The sequence below is a fragment of the Pedobacter sp. BS3 genome (genome assembly GCF_008274585.1).
Taxonomy (GTDB): Bacteria; Bacteroidota; Bacteroidia; order Sphingobacteriales; family Sphingobacteriaceae; genus Hufsiella_A.
In genome coordinates this window covers 114170-132776 of the sequence record NZ_VTRT01000003.1, presented here as the reverse complement: position 1 = coordinate 132776, position 18607 = coordinate 114170, and the positions used below count along the sequence as shown (strand labels likewise).

The following is an 18607-nucleotide window of genomic DNA, read 5'->3' as shown; positions in this document are numbered from 1 at the left end:
ATAATTTAATCGTTTATGAAAATTATAGTTACAAACAACCACTATGAATTAGGTGAAGCGGCCGGAAAAGATGCGGCCAGCCTGATAAAAGAAGCAATTAAAGAAAAAGGTCAGGCAAATGTTATCCTTGCCACCGGCACCAGTCAGTTTGAAACCCTGAACCAGTTAATCACGGAAAAGGATATTGACTGGAGCAAAGTGGTGATGTTCCATTTGGATGAATATATCGGTTTACCCATTACCGAGCCGGCAAGCTTCAGAAAATATCTTAAAGAACGTTTCCTGGCTAAAGTACCGGCGTTAAAAGCCAGTTACCTGATTAATGGCGAAGCTGATCCGGAAGAAGAACGCCGGCGGTTAAAGAACATCATTGAACAGCATCCTATCGACGTGGCGCTGGTAGGTATTGGCGAAAACGGGCATCTGGCGTTTAACGATCCGCCGGCAGATTTTGACGTGGAAGACCCCTATATTATTGTTGACCTGGACGAGAAATGCCGGATGCAGCAATTTGGCGAAGGCTGGTTTAAATCGGTAGATGATGTTCCCTCGCAGGCCATCAGCATGTCGGTAAAGCAAATTATGAAATCAAAACACATTATTTGTTCAGTACCTGATAGCCGCAAGGCCCAGGCCGTAAGAGACAGCCTGGAGCAGCCGGTGAGCAATCTTTTTCCCGCAAGTATTTTGCAACTGCATCCATCCTGCAGCTTCTATTTAGACCAGTCATCGGCAGCTTTACTTTCATCAAAACATTTGGTTTAAGCCTTAAGTTATGAAAAAGAACATTATTTGCTGTCTTTCAGTAATTTTAATAGCATTGAGCGCCAGTGCGCAGTCTGATAGCGCTACAGCCTGGTTATCGCAAATTCCGTACGACGGAGTGCCTTTGGCGCAGGCATTTGACTCCAGAGTGCCGGATCCTGCTGTATACCGTCAGCATGCTAATAAAGTATATTACATCTGGGGCGCAAGGTCACCACAGCAACCCGATGGCGTTATGGCCAGCAAATATTTTCCATCCATGCGTAACCCGGATAGAAAACGAACTATTGACTGGTATAAAGAGCATCACCCGGATTGGATTATGTACCAGGAAGATCGCGTAACGCCCGCGTATGGATTTATTTACAGCTGGGGTGGCGCAACGCCGCTTGATATTTCCAACCCCGAAGTCAGGGAATATTACATGAATGAGTTCATATTACCGGCTATAAAGGCCGGTTATAAAATGGTAGCTATGGATAATGTGAGTCTAAGCAATATGCCTAAATGCGTTGGACATTATTCGGGCACAAAGTGGGTGCCGTTATATTCAGGCAAAAGGGATGATCCGGCATTTCAAAAGGACCTGGTTAGCTGGATAGAGTTTCTTCGTGACAGACTGCACCCTCTGGATGTTAGCATTGCTGCCAATATAAAAGCTACCACCGCCCCCAAAGAGATAAGGTTGAGAATGTTAAACGCCGTTGATGTATGGGGAGACGAAACAGGATTTAGCCATGGCGGAAAAAATCTAACCGATGCGTCCTGGGAAAGAGAATTCTCATCGCTTATGGAAATAACCCCTTCAAAAGGTTATTTTGGTGTTAACCAGGTTAACGGTACCGTTGAAGAAGCGCCGCACGAGCAGATAGAATGGGTAATCGCCAATTTTTTATTGTGCCGCGGACCGAAAAGTATGTTATCTGTCGCAGGTTTTGATATGTCCAATAAGAAGGCCATGTATCAGCAGTTTAATTACCGGCCCGAAATGGATGTCAATATCGGTAAACCGCTTGAAGACCCTCGTAAAGACAGCAGTGATGCCTGGATGAGAGCTTACCAGAAGGGAATGGTTTTGGTTAATCCTTCGTCAAAAGATACGGTTACCGTAAAACTGCCTAAAGGCAAATGGAAAACGCTTAACGGAGATACCGTATCCGGAACTGTGGTATTGCAACCGGCATCGGGCGCTGTGCTGACAAAGAAATAATGTTAAGCATTTGTTATTATTGAGATTAACCCGATAAAGTTTATATTGGATTCTTTTAAGAAAATTCTAAACACTAACTAAACCTGAATAATGAGAAAAGTTATCACTAACAGCAATTCCCCTTATAAAAAGCGTTATGTGTCCGGCTTAACCGCCTTGTTTTTCCTGGCAACCACTTTATGCTTTGCACAAGAGGCAAAACGTAATAACGCTGCCCCCGGAAAGGCATTGACTCAGCCATCATGGGTTGCCGATTACCCGATGGTTTTGGTTTGCGACCATGATATTAAGCTTACATTCAGGCGCCGGGTTGGGGCTAACCCGGAATGGATGGATGATGCTTACGCACAAGCGCATACCGAAGAGCGTATTAAAAAGTTTAAGGAAATGGGCGCAACGGTGCTTGTGATGAATTTCTATAAAGGGTTTGGGTTAACTGCTGAAAAGGAAGAAATTGAAGATGCCAAAAAGGAAGTGGCTTTGTGTAAGAAATACGGTCTGAAAATAGCAGCTTATATTGGAGCGACTATGGCGTATGAAACATTTTTAGCTGAAATGCCCGAAGCTAAGGCCTGGATTGTTCCCGATTATATGGGGCAGCCGGTTACTTATGGCAGCCAGACTTTCCGTAAACTCGTATATTTTCAGCACGAAGGTTATAAAGCCTATATCAAGCGTGTACTTAAAATCGCCATAGAAGATTTCAAAGTTGATATGATCCACTTTGATAATTCATCGGTTCAGGGTATTCCGCCGGTGTTTTATCACCCGTTGGCCGCGGAAAATTTCAGAACGTTTTTAAAGCATAAATATACGCCGGCACAACTAAAGCAACGGTTCGGGTTTAGTGATGTAAGCTATGTGGAGCCGCCTCCGTACAACAAGAACGTTAGCCGGATGTATGATCCGCTTTTGCAGGAATGGACAGATTTCAGGTGTCAGCAGCTTGCCGATTATTATGGCGAAATGGCAAAATATATTCGTGAGCTTAACCCCGAAGTAGCGGTAGAATGTAACCCGCATGGGCTGGCTGGTATGAATACCATGTGGCAGCAGAGTGTTGATTTTCCACGGATACTGGCTCACTCTGATTTTTTCTGGACCGAAGGTGAGAAAACCGGGCTTATGGCAGACGGCGTTTTAATCTCCAAGATTCGCACGTTTAAAATGGGTCGTACCCTAAACAACAGGGTGCTGGTTAATACCACAAACAAACTGGAAATGGCGGAAACAATGGCCTACGACCGGCAGGGGCTGGGTTTAATTGGCGGAATGACAGAGATAGAAGGAGGGAACCTGGGTAAGGAATATCATTTGTCTGATGATGAGAAAGAATATGTGAAGTTTTTTCACAAGCAGTTCGATTACTATCGTGATGTAACGAATATTGCCGATGTAGCGGTGCTTCATTCATACGCCACAATGACGTATGATAGTGACAGGCCGTATCAAAGCACATTTTTGTTTGAGCAGAGCCTCATTCAGAGTAAAATTCCTTTTGATATTATTTTTGATGATCAACTGAATAACCTGGGTAAATACAAAGTATTGGTTTTAGCTGATCAGGAATGTTTAACTGAAGAACAGCTCAACCTCATCCGGAATTTTGTCAGTAAAGGCGGCGGGTTAGTCGCTACAGAGCATACGTCGTTATATACAGACTGGTACCGGCGGAAGGCCGATTTCGGACTTCGTGATTTATTTAAAGTACAGGCTCCCGAATGGCATCTGCGTAGCAAACCGGAAGATATTTTAAAAATACCGGTACAGAAAAACCAAATTGGGAAAGGCCGGGTGGTTTATATTCCCGAAGTACGTGCCGCAGTGCCCAAACCAACTGCAGCAGCCATGTCAGGCAAGTACCTGAAACTTCCGCTTAACAACCAGGAACTGATAGAATCGGTAAAATGGGCGTCGGGCGACAATTTGTCCCTGTATATTGACGGACCTGAAACTGTGACTATGGAGCTTACAGAGAAAACGGACAAAAGCGCTATGCTGCTTCACCTGGTGAATTTTAATTATCAAAAATCGGCTGTACAGAATATCCATGTCGACGTAAAAGTACCGGCAGGAAAGAAAGTAAAGCAGGTGATGATATTATCGCCTGATAATACTTCTGAAAACGTGATACCTTTTAAAGAAAACAGTAACCGGGCTACATTTACAGTCCCGCAATTAGCTGTTTACGATGTGGTTGTGATGAAATTGAAGTAAGAAAGAATTAGTTTTTCTTTCAACGCTGACAGGGTTTCAAACCCTGTCAGCGTTTTTGTTTTATAAAACTTCCGAAGTCTTCTAGTCGCTTGCAAATTAAACTTCAGAAGTCTCTTTTTATGTTCTTCGGATTACAAATCCGGTGCTATTGGCGACGGGATTACAAATAACCTGAGTTCGATTGTTATTTATTTGATTAGTAACAGATTGCTTCATTCCAACGCACAATTCCAGCCCTTTCCCGAAATCTCGGGACAATGACGTACCTATTTACGTCATTGCGAGGAGGTACGACGAAGCAACCGAACGAAGTGAGCTCATGAATACCATTGAAAAACATAAAAACTAATGAATAATCTCTGTTCAACCTGTTTTTTAGTAGGATTATTAATCAAACTGAGGTACATAGTGATTCCTGTGTCTAAAGGACTCCTATAAAGGAACAAATCCCATCGAGCAAAAAATTAACAGTTCGTTGTGTGAAGCTATTTCAGGTATTTTGCTATCGGGAGCTTTAGTTCCTTTAATCCCTCGGCGGCTAATGCTGCAACTTTCGTTGCACCGAAAATACATAAATGGCTATCGTCTTTCTTCCCATTGGGTAACTTGGTGAATTTTCCGGGTTCAATGTACAGGAACAATTTTTTAGATTCTTCCGGGCCGTAGCTTTGAACTAAATCGCCTGTTTTTTTATACAGGTCAATCATCGGGACATGCATTTCTTTTGCCAAATTCCGTACTGCGACAACATAATCTCCGTATGTGTCAACCAGCTTGCCGTTTTTATCAAACTTACGGCGTACAATAGAGGTAAACAGCACGGGGTTAGCGCCTTTTGCCCTCACTTCCTTAACATAGTTCATCATGTTTTCCCGGTAGGTGGTAAACGGTTCTGTATGGCGCAGCGTGTCCGGCTTCTGGTCGTTGCCGCCGAACATAATGAATACATAATCGCCGGGTTTAACACTATCAATTACTGGTTTCCAGAAACCTTCATCGCGAAAGCTTTTAGAGCTTCGTCCGCTTCTGGCGGCATTATGTATAATTACCTGGTCATTAAAAAACTGGGGCATCACTTGCATCCATCCCCGTATAGGATAGTTCGGGCCGCCAAAGGCTGATAAATACCGTTCGCTAAAGTCGCACATGGTAGAATCGCCAATAGAATAGATGGTGATGTTTTTCGGGTCATCTTTAAAACAGAGCGATACGAGCGCACAGCACAATAACAATAGTTTCTTTTTCATGAATTATTTTTTTTGTGGTTTAGGTTCATAGCAGATAGTCCGGATATCGGAAAGTCAGAAAAGACCGGAAGCAAGTTTTAATAATTGACAGTGGACAATGGATAGTTTACAATGTCTGCATGGTTCAGTTCCCCTCTCCAAAGGAGAGGGGTTAGGTGGACTATTTAATATGCTCGCTCAATCCCGGAAGGTTTAACGCCTTCAGTTCCCGGGCAGCCAGGCCGGCAACTTTGGTAGCGCCATATATACATAAATGCGTATCGTCTTTTCTACCCTGTGGTAATCTGGATGTTACACCGGGCTCAACATACATGTACAGCTTTTTAGATTCTTCGGGGCCAAATTCCTGCACCATCTCGGTGGTTTTTTTATTTAAATCAACCAGGGGAATATTTAATTCGGGTGCTAACTCACGTATTACAGAAACATACTTTCCATGGGTGTCTATCAGTTTCCCGCTTTTATCAAACCTTCTTCGGGTAATGGAAGTGAACAGTACGGGGTGGGCGCCCTTAGCTTTTACTTCGTTAACATAATTAATTATATTCTGGCGGAAAGTCGTTTCAGGGTCGGTATGCCGTAACGTATCCGGTTTTTCGTCATTATGTCCAAATTGAATAAACACATAATCGCCGGGCTGAACCTTCGCGATAACCTGTGCCCATCTTCCTTCGCTGCGAAATGACTTGGAGCTGCGTCCGCTGGCGGCCATGTTATTAATAGTGGTTTGTTCGTCGAAGTAAGGAGCAATCATTTGCATCCAGCCGCGACCGGGGTAATTGTCTATTGTTGTGGTATTGCACATGGTAGAATCACCAATGGAATAAATAGTCAGTTTGTGGTCGTTTTTCCAGCAAAGGAATATTAAAAGTAAGGTAGCGGATGTTAAGATAATTCTGAAATTGGTTTTCATATTCGTTGGTTTTAAATTGAACTGAAAGATCAGTTGGTTATTTTCTTTTACCGAATATACCTGCTTTTGCCTGTCGGTAATCCGGTATCCTTCAGAAAAATTTGTGCAATCGTTACCGGTAGCGTTATCGAGAACGCTTGCATAGATTTTTAGCGGCATGTTGCATCTACATTCCTATAAAAATACGTAAGCTTGTTCTGACGATTATGATAAACCATAGTCAACTATTATAAACCATTACCTGATTAAAATGAAGAATCGGTCTTGGATAACGTATATGTTATTCAATGAGGATTGTTTTGAAATAACGTTTAATAATTAGGAAATAAAAAAACAGGATGAAAAAGATTTTACCGCTTTGTTTTTCGCTGATGCTGGGAGTTGCAACACTAACCAATGCTCAAACTGCCAGGCAAATTACCGGCAATGTAAAAGATGCAGATACCAACGAGTCATTGATTGGCGTAAGTATTGTAATAAAAGGGGAGACAAAAGGCACACAGACCGATGCGAATGGCAATTTCAGCATAACTACTTCTGCTAAGGGCAACATTACGTTAGTAGCACGTTATATAGGTTATAAAACACAGGAAATTACTGTTACCGGTAACCAGAATACTGCTCATTTCCGGCTAAAAAATGATAATATTCAGCTCAATGAAGTGGTAGCTATCGGATACGCTACGGTAAACCGGAGAGATCTGACCGGCTCGGTTTCTTCAGTTGGCGAAAAGCAGTTAAAAGATATTCCCATTAACTCTGCCGCCGAGGCGCTGGCCGGCCGGCTGGCTGGTGTACAGGTTACTTCTTCCGAAGGAGCGCCGGGCTCTGAAGTGCAGATTAAAGTGCGGGGCGGTGGTTCAATTACCCAGGACAATTCACCGTTATATGTTATAGATGGTATTGTTGTGGATGATGGTTTATCCAGCCTGTCGCCGCAGGATATAGAATCTGTGGATGTACTGAAAGATGCTTCGGCAACTTCCATATATGGTGCACGTGGGGCCAATGGAGTGGTTATTATCACGACCAAAGGAGGGAAGGTGATGAAAACACGGGTAAATTATAATGGCCTGGTAGGTCTTAAAAGCCTGGCTAATGAGCTTGATGTTATGCATCCTTATGATTTCGTGATCAGCCAATATGAAAGATCACGCGGATTAACCACTACAGAAAACGGTTTTGCCGAAACGTATGGCAATTGGGAAGATTTAGATCAGTATAAAAGTGTACCGTTTATAGACTGGCAGAAAAAAACATTTGGTAACGATGCCATCACCCAGACCCATAATGTAAGCATTGTAGGCGGAACCAAAACCACGCAATTTAACCTGAGCATGACCAGCAATGGCGAAGATGGTATCATGCTCAACTCTGATTTTGACCGTAAGCTTGTTAATTTCAGGTTTGATACCCACGTAAGTAACGCGTTAAGAGCAGGCTTTAATATACGGTACAACAACCAGGTTATTACGGGCGCAGGTACATCTGATGCAGGAGCGGTGTCATATAACTTGTTACGGCATACCATTAAATACCGGCCTTTGCTCATTGGTAATTTATCGCCCGAAGATCTGGACGAGGCCTATTATGAGGAAACCAATACCGGTAACGGTGTGGGCATTATTAATCCGGTGCTATTAAGTGACGCCATGTACCGTAAACGGTATACTAAAGTTACCAACCTGAACGGCTATATCAACTATACGTTTAATAAACACTTTTCATTCAAGTCAACACTGGGCGTAAATTATACGAATCAAACGCTAAACAGCTTCTATGATTATATCACATCGAAGGCAAGAAACCAGGGTGCCGGCATGCCGATGGTTAGCGTGGTAACCAATAATATCAGCAGCTTAACCAATTCCAATGTGTTCTCTTATACTAATTCAAAAAAGTCAGATCATCATTTTGATGCCTTGCTTGGAAACGAATTTTATAATGTATCGGCAAAAAGCCTGGATAACGAGCTGAAAAATTTTCCGGTTGGTATCACGGCCGAAAAAGCGCTGAATCAGCTGAATATTGGTACATCTGTTCCTTCATATCCTTTAGCAACAGCTTACGAGAGCCGTATTGTATCGTTCTTTGGCCGGGCCAATTACGCCTACAAAGACAAATACCTGGCTACATTCAGTATGCGTGCAGACGGATCGTCAAAATTCGCACCCGATAAGCGCTGGGGTTATTTCCCGTCGGGAGCAGTCGCCTGGCGTATATCGCAGGAAGATTTTATGAAAAATATCCCGGTAATATCCGATCTGAAACTTCGTGCCAGCTACGGTACATCCGGTAATAACCGTATGGACGATTATTTGTACATGAATATTTTTAGCAGCACGTATAATGATCTGCCGGTTAAATATGCGCTTAATGAGCAGGTAGTGCCGGGATATACCGTAAGCAGCCTGGCTAATAAGAACCTGAAATGGGAGACCACCGTATCGCGGAATATCGGGCTTGACCTGTCGTTACTTAAAGACCGTATCCAACTAACCGTTGATGCCTATAAAAATTCTGTGCGTGATCTGCTGATCCTTGTTCCCATACCACCCACAGCTGGCTATACTACTCAAATGCAGAATGTGGGAAGCACATCCAACCGTGGACTGGAATTTCAGCTAAATGCAGTGGCCATCCGGCATAAAAACTTTACCTGGAGCACTAACTTCAACATGGCTTTTAACCGCAACAAGATTGAAAAGCTATCCAATCAGCAAAACAGTTATCTTACAAATTCAGGGTTCGGAATATCGGGGCAGCCGGCAGACTATATTGTAAAAGTAGGCGAGCCGGTAGGAACCATGTACGGCTTTGTTTCCGACGGGTTTTATACTGTTGATGATTTTAACTACGATGCGGCAACAAGTCAGTACACACTCAAACCCGGCGTAACCGATGTTTCGAATGCAATAGGTATTGCTCAGCCAGGATGGATGAAACTGAAAGATCTGGATGGCAACCAGGTTATCGATGAAAGCGACAAAACTATTATCGGTAACGCCAATCCCAAGTTTACCGGTGGCCTCAACCAACAGTTTACGTATAAAAATTTCGATTTAAGCGTATTCGTAAACTTTGTGTACGGCAATAAAGTGTATAATGCCAATAAAATTGAATTTACAAACGGATACAGCCGGAATAACAATTCGCTGGCCATCATGAATAACCGCTGGCGCACCATTGATAATAATGGTAATGTTATTCAGCAGGTAGTTACCATTTCAGGCCAGCAGGTAGTAACCGGTGTGCCGCCGGAAGAATTGGCTGCCATTAACAAAAACGCTTCGATATGGATGCCGATAAGCGGCGTGGGAGCCTGGTATCCTACATCATGGGCTATGGAAGACGGCTCGTTTTTGCGGATCAATAACATTACACTCGGCTATACTTTTCCAGTCCGTTTGTTAAGCCCGCTGAAAATAAAAAATCTGCGGGTTTACGGTACAGTCAATAACCTGGCCGTGATTACCGGTTATTCCGGGTATGACCCCGAAGTGAATACACGGCGAACTACACCGGTTACACCGGGAGTTGACTGGTCGGCATATCCCAGAAGCCGGAGCTTTATTTTAGGATTAAATCTTTCATTATAAAAACTCAGCGTGATGAAAACAACAAGATATTACCTGGTACTGATGGTTGCAGCCTTAATTACATTGAGCAGCGCATGTAAAAAATACCTCGACCTGGAACCGCCATCTGCATTTGACGAAAAATACGTGTTCAGCAGTGTTAGCAGTGCAACAAGCGCTGTTCTGGGCGTTTATGATCGGCTTGCCGGCGACCAGGCTTATGGCAGCCGTCTCAGCATGATGTATCCTTATGATACCGACGAAATGATCGGTGTTACTAATGCAGCTTCACCAGATAACAGTTCACGGGATCTTTCGCGATATAATCTGCAACCCAGTAATGCCCAATTATCTGCACCATTTAACCAATTGTATGCCGGGGTAGAACGGGCTAATATCTGTATCAAGAATATACCAGCCATGGATCTGTACACCAATGGCAGTGCTGACGATAAAAAACAGTTGCAGCGCCTGTATGGCGAGGCGCTTACCCTCAGGGCCCAGTTTTATCTTGAACTTATCCGAAATTGGGGAGATATTCCGGCCCAGTTTGAGCCATCTATCGATCAGCCGGATCTGTTCCTGCCAAAAACAGATCGCGATGAGATTTACGACCGATTGATAGCCGATCTGAAAACTGCCGAAGATTTGGTACCCTGGCGTACAGAAGTAGCTTCGGATGAACGCATCACCAAAGGGGCTGTGAAGGCTTTGCGTGCCCGCATGGCGCTGTACCGTGGGGGATATTCGCTGCGCCGCGAATCCGGCGTTATGGAGCGCCGGCCAGACTATCTTACCTATTACCAGATTGCACGCGATGAGTGCTATGATATTATGCAGCATCGCGATCAGCATACCCTGAACCCAAGTTTCCAGGCTGTATTTAAAGATGGTATAGATTCCTATAAAATAGAGCCTCACGGCGAAGTCATGTTCGAGGTAGCGATGGCTCGTGAGGTGGACAGTAAACTGGGATATTACGATGGTCCGAGGTTTTACATTCCCGGTAATACTGCTTTACTAGGTAATGGTTCGGTACGTGTTGTTCCCGTATATTTTTACGCCTTTAATTCGCTGGATACCCGTCGCGATGTAACTACAACTCCGTATTACAATAATGCCGATAAAACCAAGGCTGTACAAACACTGGTAAATATGACCAGCGGGAAATTCCGGTCAGACTGGATCAATCCGGCACTAACCTCAGCTATACAGGCAACCGGTATTAACTGGCCGATCATCCGTTTTTCTGATGTGCTGCTGATGTTTGCCGAAGCCGAAAATGAGCTGAACAATGGGCCTACGGCTGATGCTAAAAACGCGTATGAAGAAGTAAGAAAACGGGCTTTTAAAGGCCATGAAACAGAAATCGGTGTAACGCCATCAACCAAAGAAGATTTTTTTAACGCTATTGTAAATGAACGTTATTTTGAGTTTGGGGGCGAGGGTATACGAAAGTACGATCTCATCCGGTGGAATTTGCTGGGACAGAAAATACAGGAAGCCCGGGATAATTATACCAAAATGTTAAACCAGGAGGCGCCTTACGATAAGCTTCCGAAATACATGTATTATAAACCGGGATCTACAGAAGTTATATGGGGTAATTCATTGTATGAACCATCGCCGGCTACCGCACCAACAGGCTATACACGGGTAAATTGGGTAGCCTCAATAACCACCACCTGGATAACCAATCTGGCACAGTTGTTTCGGCCAAATCACAGTGAACTGCTGCCCATACCGCAATCGGCACGGGACGCGAATCCGCTAATAACCCAGGATTACGGGTATTGATAACTCAGGCTTCCGGGAACAGGTCGATACATAAGCGCCTGTTACCGGAAGTTTTATTGAACTTTTAATAACGGTGCGCATGAACAAAGTTTTACTCAGCCTAATCATTATTTGCCTGCTAACCAGCAGTTGTTTTTATGCGATGGCACAAACTGCTGCCAGTGCAACATGGGCGCTTACTGCTAATCATAATGCGATTGTTACTGGTAATATTACGGCTTCCGCCGGGCAACTGGAAGGATTAAATCATTACGATTACATCAGCGGCGGCGAACGGACTATTCCGCCCGGTAATTCATGGCCGGCGCAAACAGCGCCGGATAGTACCCGTTTTTTACAATATCGTGTGGCCCCGGTTAATGGCAATAACCTGCTGGTTGATGAAATTAAGATCGCGTTGAGTTTCAATAGTTCCGGGGCGGCCCGGGCAAACCTGTCGTGGTCTACAGATAGTGTTCATTTTACCAGTATCACGCCCGATTTCTGGCTGACTTCTTCATCCACACCAACAGAATACACGTTCAGTGATTTGAATATTACCGTTCAGAGTGGCAAAACGTTATATTTCAGGATTTCTCCGTATACAACCGGGGTAATCAATTCCAGATACCTGGTTACTAAGGGGATAACAATTTCCGGTACAACTACAACAGCACCGGTTGCAAACTGGCAGCTTACAGCAAATCAGCAGGTTACAACCAGCGGCGATATTACTGCCGGTGCACAAACAGTAACCGGCCTGTCTGTTTACAGTTATATCTCCGGGAATAAAGGTCAGCAGGTAACAGACGGCACCGGAACATGGCCTGCAGAAACGGGCCCGAATAGTAACCGGTACCTGCAATATACGGTTTCTCCAACCAGCGGCAAGGCATTAACGGTTACCGACATTTCGCTTTATCTAAGCTTTAACAGCTCATCCGCGGCAAGGGCGCAGCTTGCATACTCAACCGATGGTATTCATTTTGAACAACTGGGAGCGCCCGTTACGCTATCATCAGGTACAGATGCCACATTACTTACCAGGAGCGACCTGGATATTGATGTCCCCGAAGGAAAAACATTGTACCTGCGGGTATTTCCCTGGACAACAGCCTCCATTAGTGGTAAATACCTTGTTTCAAAAAATGTAACCGTTTCGGGTTATGCCAGGAGCGTTCCCGTAGCCACCTGGGCATTAACCGCAAACCAGTCGGCTACGGTTAGTGGTAATATTGCTGCGACAGACCAGGCCCTGACCGGTTTGACTGTGAATAATTACATTCCCGGAAATGGGGGACAACGCTTACTGCCATCGGGAGGAATATGGCCCGCGGAAACCGGCCCGAACAATAGCCGTTATGTGCTGTACACAGTTTCTCCCGTTGCCGGGAATAACTTTACCGTTAATCAAATCACGGTACCGTTAAGCTTCAATTCATCCGGCTATGGCCATGTCCGCATTTCCTGGTCGCTGGATAACGTAAGTTATACTAACCTGGTGGCCGACCAGCCTTTAGCATCAGGATCTGTACCGCACAGCTATACATTTGATAACCTGAATATTGAAATCCCTACCGGGAAAACCCTTTACCTGAAGGTTTCTCCCTGGACAGGCGCTTTGATTAGCGATGGCCGTTACCTGGTATCAAGAAATGTAGTGATTAGCGGTCTTACAGAACCTTTCCGGCAGGTAGCGTTTCCCGGAGCCGAAGGAGGAGGACGCTTTGCCAAAGGTGGGCGGGGAGGAAGTGTTTACTATGTTACCAACCTGAACGACTCCGGCCCGGGCAGCTTACGTGATGCTGTCAGTCAGCCTTTCCGGACGGTATTATTTAAGGTTTCGGGGACTATCGAACTGCAAAGCCGGATTAATATCATCAAAGATAATATTACCATAGCCGGGCAAACGGCTCCGGGCGATGGCATTTGCCTGAAAAAATGGGGAATTGCCATTAAAGCCAACAATATCATTATCCGTTATATCCGTTTACGTCCGGGCGACCCGGCTCATACCGATCTGGATGCCATGGGAAATGGATTTGGCGTGCCGCTGACACATCCTTATTCCAATATTATTATAGATCATTGTTCGCTGAGCTGGTCAACAGACGAAATAGGATCATTTTACGCTGTTTCTGATTTTACGCTTCAATGGAGCCTGTTAAGCGAAAGCCTGTATTACTCATATCATCATAAAACAACCGGCGGCGACCATACCGGGCATGGATATGGCGGTATCTGGGGTGGGCAGAATGCTTCATTTCATCACAATCTATTGGCCAGCAACACTAATCGTAATCCCCGGTTTTCGGGAAGCCTTGCTACCATGCAGCCTGAGCTGGAGTATGTCGATTTTAGGAATAATGTGATTTATAACTGGGGCGGTTCATCGTATGGCGGCGAAGGGGGACATATCAACATGGTTAATAATTATTACAAGCCGGGTCCTGCAACTACCGGTAGTGCGTTCTGTACTATTGGTAACCATCGCCATCGTATTCTTTCGTACACAACGTATAGTATAAATACTTCGGGCGATACCGTAAGAGGGGGCAAATTTTACATCAAAGGAAATTATGTTCCGGGCTATTCGTGTGTAACAGAAGCAAGTGATACGGATGATAATAACTGGACGTATGGTGTGTATCCGGATGCTAACGGAACCTCACAGGATGTGATCAATGCCCGTGTGGATACGCCTTTTCCGTATACCCCGGTTACCACACAAACAGCAGAGAACGCTTATTTATTGGTAACAGATAGCGCCGGGGCCATTTTGCCTCGCAGGGATACGCTTGATCGCCGTATTATCCGTGAGACCCGTACCGGTACAGCTACCTACGCCGATACTAGCTATCACCCGGCAGGAATAAGCAACCCATCCGGCATTATAGATAGCCAGGAAACGGTAGGGGGATGGCCGGCCTTAAATAGTACCACATATCCAAACGACAGCGATAACGATGGTATGCCGGATTGGTGGGAAGCTAAAATTAACGGCGGCGGAACCGATTCCACCAGTGTGAATGCAACCAGCTACGCCGATGACGGTTATACCATGCTGGAAAAATACCTGAATGCCATACCTTCCCCCGATAAGCCTGTTACGTTTGAACAGATCAACGGTACACACCTTAGTGGCGATGCTGTTAGCGTGGATTTTACTATCGATTGGGCGAAGGATCAGTTCAAATTTGCCTTATACCGCTCAACGGATGACAGCACATTTACCAAAATCACAGAGATCTTTCCGGATATTAACAAAACCCGGTATGTTATCACTGATCTTTCTGCACCTGCAGGATTAGTGTATTACAAAGTAGGAAGCTATAGGTCTGATGGAAGCGGGAATACTGTTTATAGCGATGTAATAACCGTAAACACAGATGACCTGCTTGTTTTAAACCTGGTGGCAGATTCCTCAAAAAACGCTACTGCCGTGAAAAACCAGGCTGATGTAAAAAAACTGGTAGTTTATCCAAACCCGGTAAACAGCTTATTAACTGTAAACCACTCCAATGCTAATGCTTCGGCAGAGATCATTATTTATACCCGCGATGGCAAACAATTGTACCGGCAAACGCTTCAACAAGGCGTTACACAGACACAAGTCGGTACAGCATCGCTTGCGTCCGGGGTATATATTCTTGAATTAAATAATGTTACTGCTAAACAGCAGATAATGTTTGTAAAGAGATGAGCAAAAACTAAAAAACCAAATTAAAAATCACTAATAATCAGCAATTATGAAAAAGAAAAGTATGTATTCGGCACTCTTATCAGGTATAATCGTATTAACCACAGCACAACTTTATGCGCAAACAGCGGCAAGTGCAACCTGGGGCTTAGTTTCTGAAGCCACACGAACACCTACAACAACAGGCAATATAACAGCGCAGGTACAATCCCCAACAGGAATGGCTGTATCTGCTTATATAAATGGCGAAAAAGGGCAGAGATTAAGTGATACATACGCTAACTGGCCGGCAGAAACAGGGCCACAGGCTGGCAGGCATATCGATTATATCCTTGCCCCTAATAGCTCTGACGAAATGTTAATAACCTCTCTTTCCATTGGTATGGCCTTCAATTCAAGTTCAGCCTGTAAGGTGAACATTTCATGGTCAATAGATGGAGTTGATTTTAATAATATTGTAACAGATTATGCTATTGCTTCGTATGGTACAAACAATTCAACAGTAAATTATTCCTTTAATGATTTGAATTTGTTTACTCCTGCCGGTAAATCGCTAACTATTCGTATTTCTCCGTGGGTTACTTCAGTTCAGGCTGATAAATTTTTTGTCAGCAAAAATGTTATTATTAGCGGCTTTACCGGCGCCGAAGGCACCCTGCCGCTGAATTTTACATCCTTTGATGCTGAATTAAACCCAACCGGTAATCAGACTAACCTGTCGTGGACAACCGCGAATGAAGTGAATACCCGTACGTTTGAAATAGAACGGGCTAATGACAGTGGTGCTTTTTATACCATAGGCAATATTCCTGCTAAAAATACTCCGGGTGCTCACAGCTATACATTTGCAGACAATCATCCTTTGGCAGGAATGAATTATTATCGTATCAGACAACTGGATATTGATGGCAAATTCACGTACAGTGATGTAAAAAGCATTAATAATAAGCTTGGGGTACAAGCCATATCGTTATATCCTAATCCTGCATTGCAGAACGTAACTGTAGCTTACCCTGAAACAAGCGCAAACGGCGAAATAAAAATCATGAATACCCAGGGAAAACTGCTAAGTAGTCAGCTGGTTTTAACGGGCTCAACAAGCGCATCAACAGATGTATCGGCTCTTGCACCAGGAGTATATATACTGTTTTTTAAGGCAGGCGGAAAATCAGGTTGTTCTACTTTTGTGAAGCAGTAAAGGTGATTATAAGAGATTGTCCGAAAAGGCCTGGTTTAAAAAGATGCCACCAAGGTACGAGAATGCAAAAGGCTTGATTGTCAATGTTGATTTTCTTTATGCCTTAGAGCCTTTGTGGCAAAATATTACTTTTCGGATACTCTCTTACCTATTTCTTAGCCAAACCAATCAGCCATTTCGAAAAATCCTCGGCACCTTTGTAATTCTCATATTGAGCAGGTAGCCGCCCGTTACAATATTCATTGTATATCCAGGGATCGCTAACAGCAACAACTTTACCTTTGCCAACGTTAGCCGAAGCAATAACAATAGCTCCTTGTTTATTCTTCAAAACGGCTTGAGCCGGACGCTGCACCGAAATGGAGCAAACATCTTTCATGAAGATCTTCTTTGCAGTTTTAAAAACAGGGTTGCCGGTTGTTACAATAGCTCCGTCTTCAAAATGGTTATCATCAATTACATGATTTTGCAGGTCTGTGTTGAAATGCATACCGAACGCTGCGGCAAGATTGTTGAAATGCTGTAATTCTACGTTGGCACTATCATTAGCCAGCATTACCAATACACCACCGGCTTTTACCCATTGCGAAATAGCCTTAATATGGGCTGGCTCAATATAATTAGGCGATGGGCTTTCTTTCTTTGTGTCCGGGTCAGGGATGATATAGATATCCGTTCCTTTCAAATTGGCGGCAGCAGGCGCTTCGCTCAATGATTTTAGCTGAGCCCCGTTTTGTTTGAAAATGTCGCCCCATACCGAATAGCCGGTATTGGTTTTATCTTCCCAGGTGTAATGATACTGAACCATTTCGCCGGTTTTACTTTTACGGGTTTCATGATTGAAAAAATAATCGAGGGTTACTACCTGGGCCTGAGCACTGCCAATACAAGTCAGGGCTAAAAGCAGCACGGCGGATTTAAATGCCATTTTCATCATTTTAATTGTCTTTTTATGTTGCCAATATGCAAATCAAAATCTTATCCTACAAACTTGTGATGTTATTTTTACATGCTTAGGGCTGCTATAGGCAGTGTCTTTGTATATTCGTGCCTAAAATTTGTTAAATAATCTTGCTGAAGATAGCTTATCATCCGTTGTATGTACATCCTTTGCCGGCCGGACACCGTTTTCCTATGCTGAAATATGAACTTATCCCGGAGCAATTGTTATACGAAGGTATTGTCAGCCGAAATCATTTTTTTGAGCCACAGCCGGTTGATGAGGAAATTATCCTGCTTACGCACGAAATGGATTATTGGCGGCGCCTACGCGATTTACAGCTTACTGCCGATGAAGAGCGTCGTACAGGGTTTAAATTATCACCGCGATTAGTTGAGCGGGAACGGTTAATAGCCGGAGGAACGGTTGAAGGAGCCGTTTATGCGCTCAATGAGGGGATAGCGTTTAATGTTGCAGGTGGCACGCATCATGCCGGAAGCAACTGGGGCGAAGGCTTTTGCCTGTTAAACGATCAGGCTATTGCAGCTAATTATTTACTATCTCAAAACCTGGCAACATCGGTATTGATTATTGACCTGGATGTGCATCAGGGCAATGGCACTGCCGAAATTTTTCAACAAAATCCACAAGTGTTTACCTTTTCCATGCATGCCGAGCATAATTTCCCGTTCCGTAAGGAAAAATCCGATTGGGATATTGGTCTGCCGGCTGTTATTGGCGATGAAGAATACCTGCAAATCTTACAAAATACCTTATCAACATTATTTCAGGATGTAAAACCCGATTTTGTTTTTTATCTTTCGGGAGTGGATGTGCTTGCTACTGACAAGTTGGGAAAGCTAGCTCTTAGCACAGATGGCTGTAAACAACGTGACAAACTGGTACTTGAATATTGCAAGCGCTATGATGTGCCGGTTCAGGTGAGCATGGGCGGAGGTTACTCACCCGACATTCGCGATATTGTTAACGCTCACTGTAATACTTTCAAAATCGGGGAGGAGTTATGGGGATAATTGACAGTGTATAGTTGATAATGGACAAT

11 protein-coding genes are annotated in these 18607 nt (G+C 44.0%); 8 read left to right on the top strand and 3 right to left on the bottom strand.

Annotated features, from left to right (window positions below):
* Positions 1 to 15: 15 nt before the first annotated feature.
* The 3 genes from FW774_RS09230 (at position 16) to FW774_RS09220 (ending at position 4192) form a co-directional block, all read left to right on the top strand.
* Complete coding sequence (locus FW774_RS09230; RefSeq protein WP_149347898.1) at positions 16 to 765, top strand: glucosamine-6-phosphate deaminase; 750 nt, start codon at positions 16 to 18, stop codon at positions 763 to 765.
* A 10-nt stretch (positions 766 to 775) separates the two neighbouring features.
* The gene (locus FW774_RS09225) at positions 776 to 1975 is read left to right on the top strand and encodes a putative glycoside hydrolase (RefSeq protein WP_149347897.1); all 1200 of its coding nucleotides are present in this window, start codon (positions 776 to 778) and stop codon (positions 1973 to 1975) included.
* Positions 1976 to 2065: 90 nt separating this feature from the next.
* Positions 2066 to 4192: an alpha-amylase family protein gene (locus FW774_RS09220; protein ID WP_149347896.1), complete on the top strand. Its 2127-nt coding sequence runs from the start codon at positions 2066 to 2068 to the stop codon at positions 4190 to 4192.
* 485 nt (positions 4193 to 4677) lie between these two features.
* Here the strand turns inward: FW774_RS09220 and FW774_RS09215 are convergent, their stop codons facing one another.
* Positions 4678 to 5439, bottom strand: coding sequence for a rhamnogalacturonan acetylesterase (locus FW774_RS09215; protein ID WP_149347895.1), 762 nt, complete (start codon positions 5437 to 5439; stop codon positions 4678 to 4680).
* A gap of 160 nt (positions 5440 to 5599) precedes the next feature.
* On the bottom strand, positions 5600 to 6511 hold the full coding sequence (locus tag FW774_RS09210; RefSeq protein WP_242457783.1) for a rhamnogalacturonan acetylesterase: 912 nt from the start codon (positions 6509 to 6511) through the stop codon (positions 5600 to 5602).
* Between the two features lie 179 nt (positions 6512 to 6690).
* On the opposite strand from FW774_RS09210, the gene FW774_RS09205 reads away from it, so the two are divergent.
* The 4 genes from FW774_RS09205 (at position 6691) to FW774_RS09190 (ending at position 16604) form a co-directional block, all read left to right on the top strand.
* Positions 6691 to 9951: a SusC/RagA family TonB-linked outer membrane protein gene (locus FW774_RS09205; protein WP_149347894.1), complete on the top strand. Its 3261-nt coding sequence runs from the start codon at positions 6691 to 6693 to the stop codon at positions 9949 to 9951.
* 12 nt (positions 9952 to 9963) lie between these two features.
* Positions 9964 to 11727 (top strand): RagB/SusD family nutrient uptake outer membrane protein, encoded by a 1764-nt coding sequence (locus tag FW774_RS09200; protein WP_149347893.1) that lies wholly within the window; start codon positions 9964 to 9966, stop codon positions 11725 to 11727.
* A 79-nt stretch (positions 11728 to 11806) separates the two neighbouring features.
* A complete protein-coding gene (locus tag FW774_RS09195; protein ID WP_149347892.1) occupies positions 11807 to 15409 on the top strand; it encodes a T9SS type A sorting domain-containing protein in 3603 nt (1200 codons plus the stop codon).
* 46 nt (positions 15410 to 15455) lie between these two features.
* Entirely contained in the window at positions 15456 to 16604 is a 1149-nt protein-coding gene (locus FW774_RS09190; protein WP_149347891.1) for a T9SS type A sorting domain-containing protein, read from the top strand.
* 148 nt (positions 16605 to 16752) lie between these two features.
* Here FW774_RS09190 and FW774_RS09185 read toward each other — a convergent pair whose 3' ends face one another.
* Positions 16753 to 17532 carry a DUF4350 domain-containing protein gene (locus tag FW774_RS09185; protein ID WP_242457782.1) on the bottom strand — a complete coding sequence of 260 codons (780 nt, stop codon included), beginning with the start codon at positions 17530 to 17532 and terminating at the stop codon, positions 16753 to 16755.
* A gap of 143 nt (positions 17533 to 17675) precedes the next feature.
* Between FW774_RS09185 and FW774_RS09180 the strand changes: the two genes are divergently transcribed.
* Entirely contained in the window at positions 17676 to 18578 is a 903-nt protein-coding gene (locus FW774_RS09180; protein WP_149347889.1) for a histone deacetylase, read from the top strand.
* Positions 18579 to 18607: the final 29 nt, after the last annotated feature.

Excerpts from the sequence above, each read along its gene's own strand:
- FW774_RS09200 (WP_149347893.1), top strand. The coding sequence starts at position 9,964 with ATGAAAACAACAAGATATTACCTGGTACTGATGGTTGCAGCCTTAATT.
- FW774_RS09220 (WP_149347896.1), top strand. The coding sequence starts at position 2,066 with ATGAGAAAAGTTATCACTAACAGCAATTCCCCTTATAAAAAGCGTTAT.
- FW774_RS09190 (WP_149347891.1), top strand. The coding sequence starts at position 15,456 with ATGAAAAAGAAAAGTATGTATTCGGCACTCTTATCAGGTATAATCGTA.
- FW774_RS09210 (WP_242457783.1), bottom strand. The coding sequence starts at position 6,511 with ATGCCGCTAAAAATCTATGCAAGCGTTCTCGATAACGCTACCGGTAAC.
- FW774_RS09195 (WP_149347892.1), top strand. The coding sequence starts at position 11,807 with ATGAACAAAGTTTTACTCAGCCTAATCATTATTTGCCTGCTAACCAGC.
- FW774_RS09230 (WP_149347898.1), top strand. The coding sequence starts at position 16 with ATGAAAATTATAGTTACAAACAACCACTATGAATTAGGTGAAGCGGCC.
- FW774_RS09185 (WP_242457782.1), bottom strand. The coding sequence starts at position 17,532 with ATGGCATTTAAATCCGCCGTGCTGCTTTTAGCCCTGACTTGTATTGGC.
- FW774_RS09225 (WP_149347897.1), top strand. The coding sequence starts at position 776 with ATGAAAAAGAACATTATTTGCTGTCTTTCAGTAATTTTAATAGCATTG.
- FW774_RS09215 (WP_149347895.1), bottom strand. The coding sequence starts at position 5,439 with ATGAAAAAGAAACTATTGTTATTGTGCTGTGCGCTCGTATCGCTCTGT.
- FW774_RS09205 (WP_149347894.1), top strand. The coding sequence starts at position 6,691 with ATGAAAAAGATTTTACCGCTTTGTTTTTCGCTGATGCTGGGAGTTGCA.